The organism is Photorhabdus aegyptia (assembly GCF_000612035.1).
In the GTDB taxonomy this organism is placed as follows: domain Bacteria; phylum Pseudomonadota; class Gammaproteobacteria; order Enterobacterales; family Enterobacteriaceae; genus Photorhabdus; species Photorhabdus akhurstii.
This window is the reverse complement of the sequence record NZ_JFGV01000003.1, coordinates 36,522-51,877: the sequence shown is the minus strand read 5'-3', so window position 1 is coordinate 51,877 and position 15,356 is coordinate 36,522. Positions and strand designations below refer to the sequence as shown.

The 15,356-nt window shown below is 41.4% G+C and carries 14 protein-coding genes and 1 pseudogene; 7 read left to right on the top strand and 8 right to left on the bottom strand.

All coding sequences use genetic code 11. The annotated features are described in order from the left end of the window. Positions 1-231: 231 nt before the first annotated feature. Positions 232-3,978, bottom strand: a pseudogene (hrpA, locus tag BA1DRAFT_RS01650) (ATP-dependent RNA helicase HrpA); the annotation flags it as partial. Between the two features lie 285 nt (positions 3,979-4,263). Here hrpA and BA1DRAFT_RS01645 point away from each other — a divergent pair. Next, the gene (locus BA1DRAFT_RS01645; protein ID WP_036775607.1) at positions 4,264-4,866 is read left to right on the top strand and encodes an FMN-dependent NADH-azoreductase; all 603 of its coding nucleotides are present in this window, start codon (positions 4,264-4,266) and stop codon (positions 4,864-4,866) included. A 76-nt stretch (positions 4,867-4,942) separates the two neighbouring features. Here the strand turns inward: BA1DRAFT_RS01645 and BA1DRAFT_RS01640 are convergent, their stop codons facing one another. The 3 genes from BA1DRAFT_RS01640 to BA1DRAFT_RS01630 are packed head-to-tail and all read right to left on the bottom strand — an operon-like array spanning position 4,943 to position 8,105. Next, entirely contained in the window at positions 4,943-5,269 is a 327-nt protein-coding gene (locus BA1DRAFT_RS01640; RefSeq protein WP_036775605.1) for a YdbL family probable chaperone protein, read from the bottom strand. A 14-nt stretch (positions 5,270-5,283) separates the two neighbouring features. Beyond that, positions 5,284-5,481 (bottom strand): YnbE family lipoprotein, encoded by a 198-nt coding sequence (locus BA1DRAFT_RS01635; RefSeq protein ID WP_036775603.1) that lies wholly within the window; start codon positions 5,479-5,481, stop codon positions 5,284-5,286. Further along, positions 5,478-8,105 carry a YdbH family protein gene (locus tag BA1DRAFT_RS01630; protein ID WP_200868751.1) on the bottom strand — a complete coding sequence of 876 codons (2,628 nt, stop codon included), beginning with the start codon at positions 8,103-8,105 and terminating at the stop codon, positions 5,478-5,480. The genes BA1DRAFT_RS01635 and BA1DRAFT_RS01630 overlap by 4 nt, the downstream gene beginning before the upstream one ends. 241 nt (positions 8,106-8,346) lie before the next feature. Here BA1DRAFT_RS01630 and BA1DRAFT_RS01625 point away from each other — a divergent pair, with 241 nt between their 5' ends. From BA1DRAFT_RS01625 to BA1DRAFT_RS01615, 3 genes are all read left to right on the top strand, one after another. Further along, a complete protein-coding gene (locus BA1DRAFT_RS01625; protein WP_036775601.1) occupies positions 8,347-9,351 on the top strand; it encodes a 2-hydroxyacid dehydrogenase in 1,005 nt (334 codons plus the stop codon). A gap of 21 nt (positions 9,352-9,372) precedes the next feature. Further along, positions 9,373-9,789, top strand: a complete 417-nt coding sequence (hslJ, locus tag BA1DRAFT_RS01620; RefSeq protein WP_036775598.1) for a heat shock protein HslJ — start codon at positions 9,373-9,375, stop codon at positions 9,787-9,789. A gap of 327 nt (positions 9,790-10,116) precedes the next feature. Then, complete coding sequence (locus BA1DRAFT_RS01615) at positions 10,117-10,737, top strand: hypothetical protein (RefSeq protein ID WP_036775596.1); 621 nt, start codon at positions 10,117-10,119, stop codon at positions 10,735-10,737. A gap of 68 nt (positions 10,738-10,805) precedes the next feature. Here BA1DRAFT_RS01615 and BA1DRAFT_RS01610 read toward each other — a convergent pair whose 3' ends face one another. The 4 genes from BA1DRAFT_RS01610 to BA1DRAFT_RS01595 form a co-directional block, all read right to left on the bottom strand. Next, on the bottom strand, positions 10,806-11,447 hold the full coding sequence (locus tag BA1DRAFT_RS01610) for a hypothetical protein (RefSeq protein WP_036775594.1): 642 nt from the start codon (positions 11,445-11,447) through the stop codon (positions 10,806-10,808). Positions 11,448-11,635: 188 nt separating this feature from the next. Then, a complete protein-coding gene (locus BA1DRAFT_RS01605; RefSeq protein WP_036775592.1) occupies positions 11,636-12,067 on the bottom strand; it encodes a YcgN family cysteine cluster protein in 432 nt (143 codons plus the stop codon). A 24-nt stretch (positions 12,068-12,091) separates the two neighbouring features. Beyond that, positions 12,092-12,748 carry a fumarylacetoacetate hydrolase family protein gene (locus BA1DRAFT_RS01600; protein WP_036775589.1) on the bottom strand — a complete coding sequence of 219 codons (657 nt, stop codon included), beginning with the start codon at positions 12,746-12,748 and terminating at the stop codon, positions 12,092-12,094. A 264-nt stretch (positions 12,749-13,012) separates the two neighbouring features. Continuing rightward, a complete protein-coding gene (locus BA1DRAFT_RS01595; protein WP_036775587.1) occupies positions 13,013-13,285 on the bottom strand; it encodes a YcgL domain-containing protein in 273 nt (90 codons plus the stop codon). 140 nt (positions 13,286-13,425) lie between these two features. Between BA1DRAFT_RS01595 and minC the strand changes: the two genes are divergently transcribed. From minC to minE, 3 genes are read left to right on the top strand one after another with little or no spacing between them, the layout of a single operon-like run. After that, complete coding sequence (gene minC / locus BA1DRAFT_RS01590; RefSeq protein ID WP_036775585.1) at positions 13,426-14,109, top strand: septum site-determining protein MinC; 684 nt, start codon at positions 13,426-13,428, stop codon at positions 14,107-14,109. Positions 14,110-14,132: 23 nt separating this feature from the next. Next, positions 14,133-14,945, top strand: coding sequence for a septum site-determining protein MinD (gene minD, locus BA1DRAFT_RS01585; protein WP_036775582.1), 813 nt, complete (start codon positions 14,133-14,135; stop codon positions 14,943-14,945). A 3-nt stretch (positions 14,946-14,948) separates the two neighbouring features. Further along, complete coding sequence (minE, locus tag BA1DRAFT_RS01580) at positions 14,949-15,218, top strand: cell division topological specificity factor MinE (RefSeq protein ID WP_036775580.1); 270 nt, start codon at positions 14,949-14,951, stop codon at positions 15,216-15,218. Positions 15,219-15,356: the final 138 nt, after the last annotated feature.

Genomic DNA, 15,356 nt, shown 5'->3' with positions numbered 1-15,356 from the left:
TTTATGCCACTTAACATGACATAAATTTATATCACATAACGTGATAATAGTTGGATTGCCCCCCTAGTTCAACAAATTTAACAACCAGAAGCCAGCTCATTCGTTTCAGTCTAAGTAAAAAGCCACCTTTAGAATAGGCGGCTTTCAGTTTGACGATTTAACTGACCTATAAAAACTGCATCGCAAATGTAAAACTTGGGACGCAGTTTAGAATATGACCTTCTTCTTTGATCAGGAAGCAATTTGCTCCATTGTTTGCAAAATTCTCTTATCCGAGACCGGATATGGCGTACCCAGTTGCTGAGCAAACAAGCTGATCCGCAGTTCTTCAATCATCCAACGAATCTCTTGTACCTCAGGCAACTGCTTTTGTTGCAGTGATAATTTTGCCAGCCATTGCTGCCACTGTTGCTGGACATTTTCGACACGCCCCATTTGTGCTCTATCTCTGTGCGGATCAATCGCTAATTTTTCAAGACGGCGCTCAATACCTTGTAGATAACGCAGGACATCCGGCAAACGTTTCCAACCATTAACGGTGACAAATCCTTTGAAAACCAGACCAGAAAGCTGCTCTTTGATATCCGATAACGCCAGGGCTAGTGAAATATCAATTCTCCCCTTAAGGCGTTTGTTAATAGCAAAAATAGTGGTGAGTATCTGTTCTACCTGTTTAGCTATTTCCACGACAGTATCGTTCAACTCAGCCCGAACTTTGTCCTGTAGCTGAATAAAATCCTGCTCATTCCAAGCTGGTCCACCATTCACTGCCATTAATTTATCCACACCACAGGAGATACAATCATCAATCAAATCCAGTACCTTGCCATAGGGATTAAAATAGAGCCCCAATTTGGATTTATTCGGCAATTTCTCATGTAAGTATTTAATTGGCGAAGGAATATTGAGCAACAACAGACGACGAGTACCTTCCCACATGGCAATCTGTTGTTCCAATTCAGTTTCAAACAATTTGATACCGATACTCTCTTTTTCATCCACCAGCGCGGGAAATGCTTTAACAGAGTAACCACCGCGTTTTTGCTCATATCGTCCCGGTAATTCACCAAAACTCCAAATATGCAGCCCACTCTGTTCAATCCCATCATCAGCAACAGAGGAAAGTGTCTCCTGAACTTTCTCTTTCAAGCGTAATTTCAGTGCCGATAAATCTTTACCCTCAGCGATAGTCCGATTCTTTTCTCCTGCCACTCTAAATGTCATTTTGAGATGATCGGGTACTTGCTCTAACTGCCAATCATCACGTGACACCGTAACGCCAGTTATCCGCCGTAACTCCCTTTCAAGACTATCTAACAAAGTGGATTGAGGTTGAGATACTCGCTCCATAAATGCCTGAGCATAGTTTGGCGCAGGTACAAAATTACGACGAACCGGCTTTGGCAGTGATTTAATCAGCGCAACCACTAAATCATAGCGAATACCTGGGATCTGCCAATCAAATCCTTCATCCTTAACCTGATTCAGCACCGGCAGCGGAATATGAACGGTCACACCATCAGCTTGTGTGCCCGGTTCAAACTGGTAGCTAAGCCGTAATTTCAGTGCATCCTGACACCAGTAATTGGGATAATCCAACGCACTGACTTTATCGGCATCACCTTTGATCAACATATTTTTTTCAAAGTTGAGCAGGTCAGGTTGCTCTTTACCTGTTTTCATCCACCAGCGATCAAAGTGGCGGGCAGAAACTACATTCTGAGGTATCCGTTGATCATAGAAGCTAAATAGAGTTTCATCATTCACCAAAATGTCACGACGACGGGATTTATGTTCCAACTCCTCAATTTCCTCGCGTAATTTCAGATTCGCTCGGAAAAATGCATGTCGAGTTTGCCAGTCGCCTTCCACCAGCGCATGGCGGATAAACAACTCACGGCAGAGCATTGGATCAATTTTGCTGTAATTAACCTGACGATTAGCCACAATTGGCAAACCATATAAAGTGACTTTTTCCTTAGCCATTACCGCGCCCTGAGATTTTTGCCAGTGCGGTTCGCTATAATGATACTTCACCAGATGTCCGGCTAACGGTTCAACCCATTCAGGTTCTATCCGCGCAGCAATACGTCCCCACAAGCGGCTAGTTTCAACCAATTCCGCGGCCATTGACCATTTAGGCGGCTTCTTGAATAAACCAGAACCAGGAAAAATAGCAAAACGAGCATTACGCGCACCGGTATATTCCTGTTTGTCTGTATCTTTTTGGCCAATATGGGATAACAGCCCAGAAAGTAACGCAGTATGAATACTGCGATAATCTGCATCCTGACTATTTACCGACAGACCAATTTCTTTCACAACTTGTCGTAACTGAGTGTATATATCCTGCCATTCTCTGACTCTCAGGTAGTTAAGATAATCTTGACGGCAAAGCTTGCGAAATTGCGAAGAAGAGAGTGCCTTTTGCTGCTCTTTCAAAAAATCCCATAATTTCAGAAATGCAATAAAATCCGAGTCTTTATCAGCAAATCTACGGTGTTTCTCATCAGAAGCCTGTTGTTTCTCTAGCGGCCGCTCCCTTGGGTCCTGAATAGACAGCGCAGAAGTGATGACCATCACTTCACGCACACAACCATGATGACGAGCTTCCAATACCATACGCGCCAATCGGGGATCAACCGGGAGCTGAGCAAGCTGTCGTCCGATTAATGTAAGACGGTAATTACTCTTAGCCATTGCGCCTTGATTAATGGTGCTCTGATCAATAGCCCCAAGTTCTTCCAAAAGCCGAACGCCATCCTGAATATTACGTTTATCAGGCGGTTGCACAAATGGAAATGCGCTGACATCCCCAAGACCAATTGCCGTCATTTGTAGAATGACCGATGCCAGGTTAGTACGCAGGATTTCTGGATCAGTAAACTCCGGCCGAGAAAGGAAATCCTCTTCTGAATACAGCCGGATACAGATCCCATCGGATACACGTCCGCAACGCCCTTTCCGCTGATTAGCCGACGCCTGTGATATTGGCTCAATCGGCAATCTCTGTACTTTCGTCCGATAACTGTAACGGCTGATACGTGCATATCCGGTATCAATCACATATTTAATTCCCGGTACAGTCAACGAAGTTTCTGCCACGTTAGTTGCCAGCACAATTCTCCGCCCCGTATGTGACTGGAAAATCCGGTTCTGATCACTGTTAGAAAGACGCGCAAATAGCGGCAGTACTTCGGTATGACGCAGATTCAGTTTATTCAGCGCATCGGCTGTATCACGAATCTCCCTCTCACCACTCATAAAGATCAGGATATCCCCAGGCCCTTCCCGGTTGAGTTCACCAACAGCATCAATAATTGCCTCAAGCTGATCCCGCTCTCCATCATTATCTTCCCCCATCACCGGACGATACCGCACTTCTACCGGATAGGTTCGACCAGAAACTTCAATAATTGGCGCATGATTAAAATGACGGGAAAAACGCTCAGGATCGATAGTCGCCGAGGTAATAATCACTTTCAAATCAGGACGTTTTGGCAGCAACTGACGCAAATAACCCAGAATAAAATCAATATTCAGACTACGCTCATGCGCCTCATCGATAATGAGCGTGTCATATTGTTTAAGCAACCTGTCATTTTGCAATTCCGCCAGCAAAATACCATCGGTCATCAGCTTAACCAACGTGTTATCGCCCACATGATCACTAAACCGGACTTTATAACCGACAGCAGAACCCACCGAGGTTTCCAATTCTTCCGCCAGACGATTGGCAACCGCGCGAGCAGCCAATCGACGGGGTTGAGTATGGCCGATCAGACCTTTTATTCCCCGACCTAGTTCAAGACAAATTTTCGGGATTTGGGTTGTTTTACCCGAACCGGTTTCACCCGCAATAATAACAACTTGATGGTCACGAATAGCTTTGTAGATATCATCTTTCTTCTGGCTGACGGGCAAGTTTTCTGGATATTTGATCGTTGGACAAGCAGCCTGACGGTTAATGATTTTCTGAGACTCTTTCACTTATATTGATCCTTGTAACTTCTTAACTTTACTGATTAGCCAGCTTTTATTGATGATGCGGTTCTTATTGACGACATAGTAGCACATCTTATCTATTGGCAATAATTTCGGCGGATATTTCCCCATCACGCTATATCAACGTGGGTAAAAGTTTTTCAATAAATTTGAATGCTAAGCTCTAAATATTGCTCTATTACCAGAAGATAATAACTCATAGAATCACTATATCGTGATTAACAAGTGAATTACCAAAAGTTAATTTAAGGAATAAAAATGAGTAAAGTTCTGGTTCTTAAATCCAGCATTATGGCGCAGCATTCACATACTAACCAAATGGCAGATTTCTTCATTGAAAAGTGGCAAACCAATCATGCTGATGACACCATTAGGATACGTGATCTGGCCGCACAACCCATTCCTGTTCTGGATAATGAACTGGTTCATGCATTACGTCCAAGTGGCAGTGAAATGACTACTCGCCAAAAAGAGGTATTAGCATTATCTGACGAACTGATTGCGGAATTGCAGGATAATGACATTATTGTTATCACTGCGCCGATGTACAACTTCCACATTCCAACCCAACTGAAAAACTATTTTGACCTGATAGCCCGTGCTGGCGTGACTTTCCGTTATACCGAAAATGGCCCTGAAGGTCTGTTAAAAGACAAACGGGTAATTATCTTGACCAGCCGTGGCGGCATCCATAAAGACGGCCCCAGTGATCTGTTAGTGCCTTATTTGCGTCTGTTCCTGAATTTCATTGGTCTCACTGATGTAGAGTTTGTTTTTGCCGAAGGTGTAGGGTTAAGCCTTGATGCAGCAAATCAAGCGCAACAAACTGCCCGTGAAGTTTTAGCGGCAATAGCTTCCTGATAACCACGTTTTTGTTCATAATTCATACATTATCTATATTTATATTGCTGTTTTTTGCGCGTCATTCGACGCGCTTTTATTTCTTCAACCATTTACCATTAATACCAAGCACATATTCACCAGGTTCAGCTCTGTTCACCAGTTTTTCGCCAGTAAGTTTAGCCACTTGTCCTGTAGGAATATTATTGCCAGCCGCAATTTCTGCGTATTTTTCCTTACGGGCCCGATTAATCTCTGCCACTAAAGCCTGTGCCTGACTATCTGCTTTTACTATAGCCAGATAACCACTGAACGTTTCACCCACCAGCCCTTCCTGCTTTGCTTCATTCAGGGTCATTCCTCCCACAAAAGGGCTGAACAATACACTTGCCAATAACAATATTCTCGTACCTGTTATCTTCATAATGCTAACCCCCCCTAGAATAAACCCGTGTTATTCTTGAGCATCTCTTCAACTTGCCTGTCTACTTTTATCTGAATTTCATGCTCAATTTTGACATTCATATTAATATTAATGGGCTTCTCAGGTGTTGCCACTTCAAGGCGTATACAACCTGACAATATTAAAGATCCCATTGATAGTAAGAACAGCTTTGTTCTGGTTCGTTTTGTCATTTATCACTCCCATTTAATACAGATATATTCTGCTGTAACCAATCTTCAAGATTGTTGCCAAACCGTAAGCTACGCCATAAATGAAAGATATTCTCTTCATGATGGTAATTCAGCTTGACTTGCCGTTTCTTATCTCTTAATGAATTAACATCTTGAATTTCAGCATTAAGTGTCAAAACCCCTAAATTATCAAGACTCACTTGCGCCCGTAAGCGGCTGATTTCTAAATAGCGTAACCAATCCATAGCGGCACCAGCGGAAATATTATCTTTATTAATGGAGTCTATCGTGTCTTTATCCAGACGTAAGGTCATATGGTCGATATTAGCAATCCGACCTTGCTGAACTATCCATCGTTCATTGTTAATAAATAACGGCAATTTTCCGCTGATTTTGCCGGACATCGCAAATTGTTTAACTTTCAACACAGTAAAAAGGCGACTTAGCTCCAATTTATCAAGTGTCAAAATAGTGGAGTGATGCTGAGGAAACCTTAATTTATCTAAGTTAATACGCCCATCCAATATACCTACATTCACATTAGTCAATTCCAGCGGTTTTTGTTCCGATGGCGGGTAAAATCCCTGTAAATCCGCCGTCAAGTTATGCATTTCAAACAGATTATTAATTGTTTTCACTCGTAGCTGAACCGGCGATTTAACACCAAATTGCCAGATACTATCTTTCAGCCTCCAAGGTAAGACAAAATCAAGGCCACTGATTTCACCATCTTTAAGCCACATGCTGCCATTTTTTACCACCCAGTGACCACCCGCAACAAAACCTTGTCCTCGTGTGGCAGAAAAAGCGGCCTGTGCATAAAGATCTCCTGAACGCAAGTTTATCCCTAAATCTTTAGGTACCAACGGCTGAAATGCGAGTAAGGACTGAGTAGGCCAACGTGCTTCACCACGCAATCTTGCTCCATCCCAACGACTGTAAAAAGGGATCGGGCCAATATTTCTTGATGAAAGATCACCATTAACAATAAAGTTGTTCGGGCTTTTCCCTGTCAATTTTGCTGTCAGTTCAGTGGGGGGCAGAAAGCCACCGGACCGAAACGATATTTTCTTCGTTGCCAGTCGTAACTCACCCTTAAAGGTGGGAGATTTCTCTGAACGTTGCCATTCCAATGGCTTTGTTAACTGTAGACACGGCGTATCTACCTGAATCATGCCGTGTTTAATAACATTAAAGCCGGTAACCATTTCGTTGACGCTAATCAATGTGTCACGCCAGCGACCTTTTCCAGCGATATCCCATTTAGCCTGTAGTGACGGCAAATCGCCACCTCCCCAATAGTTCCAACGCCAATAGCCTTTATCCAGCATAAAATTCTCGGCATGACCATCAAGATGCAAACGGAACTTTCCCCAATCACGGTGTTGCGCATTAACAATCGCCTGTAACCGGCCAGTAAAACCTTCACGTGTCAGATAAGTTCCCGCTAATGGTGATCGAGCATCTTTAACAATAAACTTATCGGACAAACGCCCCCAAGTCCGAAACAACGAACCTGACTGGAAAGTCATTCTCGGATTAACCAGCGGACCACTAATTACCGCAGGCAATGACATAGCCATAATCATATCCTGCACATTAATCTGACCTGTTAATTGAAAAGGAAGTTGCATATTTAACGAGTTTATCCGGCCCGGTTTTATGGTTAACACTATATTCGCTTTACCACGTTTCCCCTGCGTGACCAAATTTATACGGCCACTCATCAGCAGGTTATCCAATCCTTGTTGCCAATGAGCAATCTTAATATTCACTCCACCCGCAAGAGGTTGTCCCGCACTCGTCCACCGCCATTTACCATCAGTAATATCAAACTGGTCTTGGTTAAACTGCCAAGGTAATTCAGCCAAAGGTACTACCGTCCCCTCTTCTCTGATAATAAGTTTGCCGAATTTCCCTTGCCAACCTAACTCGATATTTAGCGGGTGCGTATATTGACTGGCAATAATTTTACCTTTTACTTCACCATGAGGAGGTAGTTTGCCCACATTAAGTGGTAAAGTCACTTCACCATTAAGGCTGATTTCCTGTTCTGGTAATTTAATTGCCAGTTGGTCAATAAATAACGATTCCTTACCATAAATATGCGCTGACAATTTAACATTCTTTCCCTGATAACTCAGTTTTTGCCCCTGAGGAGAGGAATTGAATTTTAGCTTTCCGGCAAAATCTTGCCAGGGATGAAAAGAAAGATTATCCACAGACAAACTTCCTTGTGGCATAAGAGCTAAAATATCAGCAACAGACAATGGAGCAAGGCCCTGAGTAGATTCGGGCAACTGATTTAGGCAATGGATATCTCCATTAATATCTGCGGCATTTAATTGCCAATGATAACCGTTATCTATCTCTGAATATGGGTAACTAACAGATAATCGCGATACACGAATGAGCCTGCAATCTTTCACCTGCAATGAAATATCAGCCAGTTGCAAAGCCCCATTTTTCCATTCTGGTTGTTTCAATGAAACCGTCATACCTGGAGGTAACCAATGACTGGTGACTTTAGGCAACCAATGAGGAATAGAAAACCATCCCGCCGCCATCAGCAATACCAGCAACATCAGTATGGTAATGAATATCTTTAACCCTTTGGTTATCAAGTTCTTTCCTCTCCTTATTAAGTCTTAGATCGGTTACTTCTATTGTTATTCCATAATTTAGCAGACAAACCTTAAACTAAAATATTGATTATTAAGCAAATTGTGTTGAACATATAGGGGAACAACAAGCAATACACTTATAGAGTTAATTAATTTATTGGTTTATTTAACCCTTTACGTCAGCAATAATTTAAGCCCAAAACAATTTATTAGCTACTTAAATTATAGCGGAGATAATCCCATGAAATTAGTCGTTTACAGTACCAAACAGTATGACTATAAACATCTGGAGCAGGTCAATAAAAAGCTCGGATTTGGTTATGATTTCGAGTTTTTCGACTTCCCTCTCAGTTCAAAAACTGCCAAAAACGCTATTGGCGCAGATGCTGTTTGTATTTTCGTCAACGATAATGCTGACCGTGAAGTGCTTGAAGAATTGGCTGAAATGAATATAAAAATCCTCGCATTACGTTGTGCAGGTTTTAATAATGTTGATCTGGATGCGGCTGAAGAATTGGGTATTCAGGTTGTACGGGTTCCAGCCTATTCTCCTGAAGCTGTTGCTGAACATGCCGTCGGATTAATGTTGTGCTTAAACCGCCGTATTCACCGAGCTTATCAACGTACCCGTGACGCCAATTTCTCTCTTGAAGGCTTAATTGGTTTCAATATGCACAACCGTACAGTAGGAATTATCGGAACCGGGAAGATTGGTATTGCTACCTTACGTATTCTTAACGGATTTGGTATGCGTCTGTTAGCTCATGATCCCTACCCCAATCAAACTGTTTTGGAGCTCGGTGCTAAATATGTCGATCTGGATACGCTGTATGCACAATCCGATGTCATATCCCTTCATTGCCCGTTAACACCAGAAAACCATCATCTGCTGAATGAAGTTGCTTTCAGCAAAATGAAAAACGGCGTAATGATCATCAATACCAGCCGAGGGGCTCTGATTGATTCCGCGGCTGCCATTAATGCATTAAAACAACAAAAGATTGGCGCTCTGGGTATGGATGTTTACGAGAATGAACGCGATCTCTTCTTTGAAGACAAATCTAATGACGTAATTCAGGATGATATTTTTCGTCGCTTGTCTTCATGTCATAACGTGCTGTTTACCGGTCATCAGGCATTTCTGACAGAAGAAGCCTTAACCAGTATCAGTGAAATTACGCTGGGAAATATCCAGCAATTACTCAACGGGGAAAATTGCCCGAATATTGTTAGTAAGTACCCTTAAAATAATATATAGGAGATAAACATGAAAAAAATACTACCTTTGGCAACAGCAACTTTATTGTTAGCCACATTCCAAGCTTCAGCGACAGAAAACGTGTCAGTTAATGATTTACAACATCACAAATTTGTCCTGGTGAGCGTTAACGGAGAAGGCGCGCAAAATCAAGATGGTCGCGTACCAACTATTGAGTTCGGTGAAAAAATGCATATTTCTGGTTCCATGTGTAATCTCTTTATGGGTCAAGGCAAACTGAAAAATGGTGTACTGACCGTTAAAAACTTAGCCAGCACTCAGATGCTTTGTTCTGATGATAAATTAAATCAATGGGATTACCTGATTGGTAAAGTATTAGCCGATGGCGTTAAAGTGAAGTTGAAAGGTCAAAAACTGACACTCTCTCACTCCGATAATACATTGGTTTATAAACTGAAAGATTAAGTTCAGTAATTAAAAAAACTCATTTATAAAGTTAGCATTAGACATTCAGCAGAGTGAAATTCCTTGAATGGACTCAGAATTAAACTCTGTTTGTCCAAGTGTTTTATGTTTTATTTAGGTGCCGAAAAATACTTTTCGGCACCTATAGATATAATATCTAAGAATAAATTTATCACTGACATTGATCTTTTAAATATTATAGGAGAAAAAATCGACAAAAATAGATAATGTAATTTACTTTTAACTTATTCCTTCCAATTTAAATAAAGAGTTATACGCTTTTAAATTTAATAGATAGTTTACTAACTAAATAAAAGGAAATAATTTATGTCTAATATTACATCGACAGATATTCAATTTATCGACCTCATGAACGAAATGCGTCAACACGCAAAGCATATGTTAAATGACTCTAAAACTGAACAATTTGTGCCATCGACACCTGAACTCCAGGCATATGCAAATATACTTGGGGAACAATATGAAAGTGTAGATATTACCGAAAATAAGGAAATAGATGGTATTATTAATCAATTGAAAGATTCAGTGAAATCTGGTGCTAATTCAACAACAAACGTTTCCAAGGCAAGTGTAACTGATAGCACACAGAAATATCAGGAAGCAATTGCCGCTGATCCAGACAACGCAGACCAAGACTGGATCGATAACATGAATAAATCTCGTCAAAGAACCAAAGATGAGAACAACAGACAAATTGATACAAGTTACGATAAAGCCATTCAATTTGGGTTACAATTTCCTAACGCCAGAGCAGCAATCCAAAGTTTTATGGAAAAAACTAATGCATTCTTCTCCAGTTTGTTTGGCAGGCTTTCAAATTTTATACTTGATGCAGCCAGGCAACTCTCTGAATGGATAAGCAGAGCATGGGAATCAATTAAATCGTTCTATGATAAAATTAATGCTTGGGTTTCCGGTGCTTTGTAATTAACTAATAATGGTTCGAATTAGCTCGAACCATTATATTCACCTCAGATACAACTTGGAAAAATTAATTACTTATTAGGCAACTTGATTCTGGAAATAATCGCCAGTCTATCCATATAATATTCCGCATTACCCCATAACCAACTCTGCTCTTTACTGACATCATCTTCAGCTAAAATACTTCTTAACTCACAGGTCATAACATCATAACCGTAAACATAAAGCCCAAACTGTAACGCCTCATACATTCTGGCTTGCCAAAAAGAGGTGCCTTCTATTATTTGACTTATATTTGAAGCGACAACATCATAGGTTTTAATCAGATAGTGGAAAAAGATTTTAGCAGCCAAATCACTTAATGCTGCTTTATGCTGCGGTTTCCTCGTTCGCCACACAAGTATCTGCGAAGCGGGACGACAGTTAAGCACTAGGTCACTTATTACAATCACTTTATTGTAATAAACCACTTCTTTTGTTTCATCACTAAGTAACGCTAATTCAAAGTAAGGTTCATCTATATCATCCAAATCTAACCGGTTATCAACCCTGATTAACCGGTAACCTGGAGGAAAAATGAGTTCATCCACATCATGCACAATATTAGTACCAGAGGAATCAAGAGCATCATACAGAACACGATTGAACTCTAACTCACTCAATTGGATGAAATCATTGGTAATCTTTTCTATGTTTCCCACATGTATTGGCATACTTTATGCCTCCTATAATAGACCACAGGTTCAATTACCTAATGGTAATAGTATAGACGCAATTATATACAATCAACCTTTAGTTTATTCTTGGCGGATACACCCATTGGATAGCTTAACTCTGGAACAAGCCCCAACGAGGGAAACACAGAAAATAATTTGTTAAATTATAGTTAGTTAGATCATTATTAAGGTTTATTAATAATATGATCTTCCCACTCTACAACATCAATTTCCCGTACAGCGATATGCCTAACTGAAATTCTTTCGCTATGCATTGCTGATTTGGAACCTTTAATCAGAGGATGCCACGGTAACAATGACTTCCCTTCTTCAAGCAAACGATATGCACAAGTCTTTGGCAACCATTCGAAAGTCGGCAAATTATAACGGGTTAACTTGATACAATCCGGCTCATATCTGAAACGCTCTTCGTAATTTTTGCATTGGCACGTTTTTATATTGAGCTGATTACAAGCAACATTAGTAAAATAAATTTCATCGGTATCGTCATCCATCAATTTATGTAAGCAACACTGCCCACAACCATCACATAATGACTCCCATTCTTCATCCGTCATCTGATCTAGAGTTTTTACCTGCCAGAAAGGCTGAGACATAGCTTCTACTATTCCTTATATTATTCAAATCACCCTGGTAGTGAGTGAATTATCATTCAGAGTAACCTTTAACACATCACCGGCTTCCAGTGCTCCAACACCTTCCGGTGTACCAGTGAGAATCACATCCCCCGGCCGCAAAGTGAAAAAGTGCGACATATGGCTGATCAGAGGAATGATTGGTGTCAGCATATCACTGCTGTCGCCGTTCTGCCGTAGCTCATCATTGACTGTTAGTGAAAACTGGACATTCTGTGGATCACCAAAATGGCTTATTCGAATAAACCCAGATATCGGGCAAGAGCCATCAAACGCCTTACTTTTTTCCCACGGTTGACCTGCTTTCTTAAACTTAGATTGCAAATCACGCAAGGTGAGATCCAACGCAACAGCAAAACCAGCGATCGCGGCGCTAACTCGCTCTTCATTTGCCTGTTTCAACGGTGTACCAATCAGCACAGCCAGTTCAACTTCATGATGAACGGCACCAAAATCTTTTGGAATTGCAATTGGCTGATGTATATCACACAGTGCAGTTTCTGGCTTAATAAAAACGACTGGCTCTTCCGCTGGCTGAGCTCCCATCTCTTTAATATGTTTAGCGTAATTACTACCAACGCAAACCACTTTATTGACAGGAAGATCCAGTAATGCCCCCTGCCAGTCTCTGTGTTGATACATATTCGTTCCTCACTCTGGTTTATTAGGCAACACACCCATAATTATAGCACTTATTGCCATATCTCATCGGCCACCACGCCAAGACTCATCGCAAAATAAGGAGCACAGGAAACGGAAAGAGGTTACCGCTATTCAAAGGAAATTTTTCCTCTAAAATACAAACCTGATTGTTGTCCTTTAAAAGCACGGCTCACTGTGAATATTGTGGTGGTTAATAAAACCGCGATGACGATTAACTTTGCTCATCAAACTCTTGGATTCTTCTTATTTTTCCATCTGGTTCAGATGTGCATTCATTAAGTTTTCAACCGGAGGTGGGATTTGCAGGTAAAAACCTTGCTCAATTAACGATATTTTTACCTTTTCTATATCAGCGCCTGCCAGTTTCTTTCTGTCTGCCAGAGAAATCATCATTGTATATTGAGGCTGGCCAAAACTTTTCAGTAGCTCTTCGGGGACGCGAGAGAAATTATCTCTTTTTTCAACATAAAGGTATGTTTGCTCTCTTTTCGGGCTTCTGTAGATCACACAAATCATTATAATAAACTCTTTTAAATTCAGGTCACAACTTGCTTGAATAATTCAGTAATTATAACATGTTTATTGTATTTCAAAATATCGTATCCCAGAGGTTGTTCTGGGGTGATCTCAAATTTGCTGAATCTGAGTCAGGATAGATGTCACAGTCGCCAATTGAGCTAAAAGGCAGTAATTTTACGCTTTCGGTTGTTCATTTACACAGTGACCAACCAGAAATCATTCTACAGGCCCTACAGGAAAAAGTGGAACAAGCACCGGATTTCCTGAAAAACGCGCCTGTTGTCATTAACATCTCCGCTCTGCCGGCAGACGCTGATCTGAAAGCGCTGCATCACGCTATTGATTCAGCAGGATTCCGTATTGTCGGAATGAGTGGTTGTCGTGATGAGCAACAACGCAGAGCGGTAATACAAGCATCCTTACCATTACTAAGCGAAGGCAAAAAACAAAAAGCCTCAGCAAAGGAAAATAAACCGGCAGAACCTGAGATTAAAAAAACTCGCGTAATTAATTTACCAGTTCGCTCAGGTCAAAGGATTTATGCCCAAGGCAGTGATCTTATTGTCACCAGTAATGTAAGCGCTGGCGCCGAGTTGATTGCCGACGGCAATATTCACATCTACGGCATGATGCGTGGTCGGGCGTTAGCCGGTGCATCCGGTGATCAGGCGTGTCTGGTTTTTTGCACCCATTTAAATGCAGAACTTGTTTCTATCGCAGGGCAATATTGGCTTGGCGATAAAATCCCGACTGAATTAGCAGGAAAAGCCGCAAAACTTAGCCTGGTAAATAATGAATTAACTATTGAACCTTTAATCTAGCCCTTTTAATAAGGAATCACTTCATGGCACGCATTATTGTTGTTACATCAGGTAAAGGTGGCGTTGGCAAAACCACTTCAAGCGCGGCCATTGCTACTGGCCTTGCTCAAAGAGGTAAAAAGACCGTCGTTATCGATTTTGATATCGGCCTGCGTAACCTCGATCTGATTATGGGATGTGAACGCCGCGTAGTTTATGACTTCGTGAACGTTATCCAAGGTGACGTCTCGCTTAACCAGGCATTAATTAAAGACAAACGTACCGAGAATCTTTATATCTTGCCTGCATCACAAACCCGCGATAAAGACGCTCTCACCCCTGAAGGCGTTGAGAAGGTTTTAACTGATCTGGATAAACAAGGTTTCGATTTCATCATCTGCGATTCCCCGGCAGGGATTGAAAGTGGTGCGTTAATAGCACTCTATTTTGCTGATGAAGCGATCATCACAACTAATCCTGAGGTCTCTTCGGTACGTGATTCGGACCGTATCTTGGGTATTCTGGCTTCTAAATCTCGGCGAGCTGAACGGGGTGAAGATCCCATTAAAGAACACCTGCTATTAACTCGCTATAACCCGGGTCGTGTAAGTCGTGGTGATATGCTAAGTATGGAAGACGTTCTGGAAATTTTATGCATTCCTTTAATCGGTGTTATTCCAGAAGATCAATCTGTACTGCGTTCATCTAACCAAGGGGAGCCAGTCATTCTGGATACAGAATCCGACGCAGGAAAAGCGTACGCAGATACTGTTGAACGTTTATTAGGAGAAGAACGTCCTTTCCGTTTCATTGAAGAAGAGAAAAAGGGCTTCTTAAAACGCCTATTTGGGGGATAAAACATGGCCTTGCTAGATTTCTTTCTGTCGAGAAAAAAGACGACAGCAAATATCGCTAAAGAGCGGTTGCAAATCATCGTGGCAGAGCGTCGCCGTGGTGATTCTGAACCTGCTTATCTGCCTGATATGAAACGAGATATCTTGGCGGTAATCTGTAAGTATATACAGGTAGATCCAGATATGCTCTCTGTGCAATTTGAACAAAAAGGTGATGATATTTCCGTGCTGGAACTTAATATAACATTACCCGAGACAGAAGAAGCTCAAAAATAACACAGATATACCCTATGGATTTCAAGATGCGTCGCGACGGCAAAGGAGTGAATCCCCGGGAGCATAGCGAACTATGTGACTGGGGTGAGCGAATGCAGCCAACAAAGAGGCAACTTGAAAGATAACGGGTATAGACAG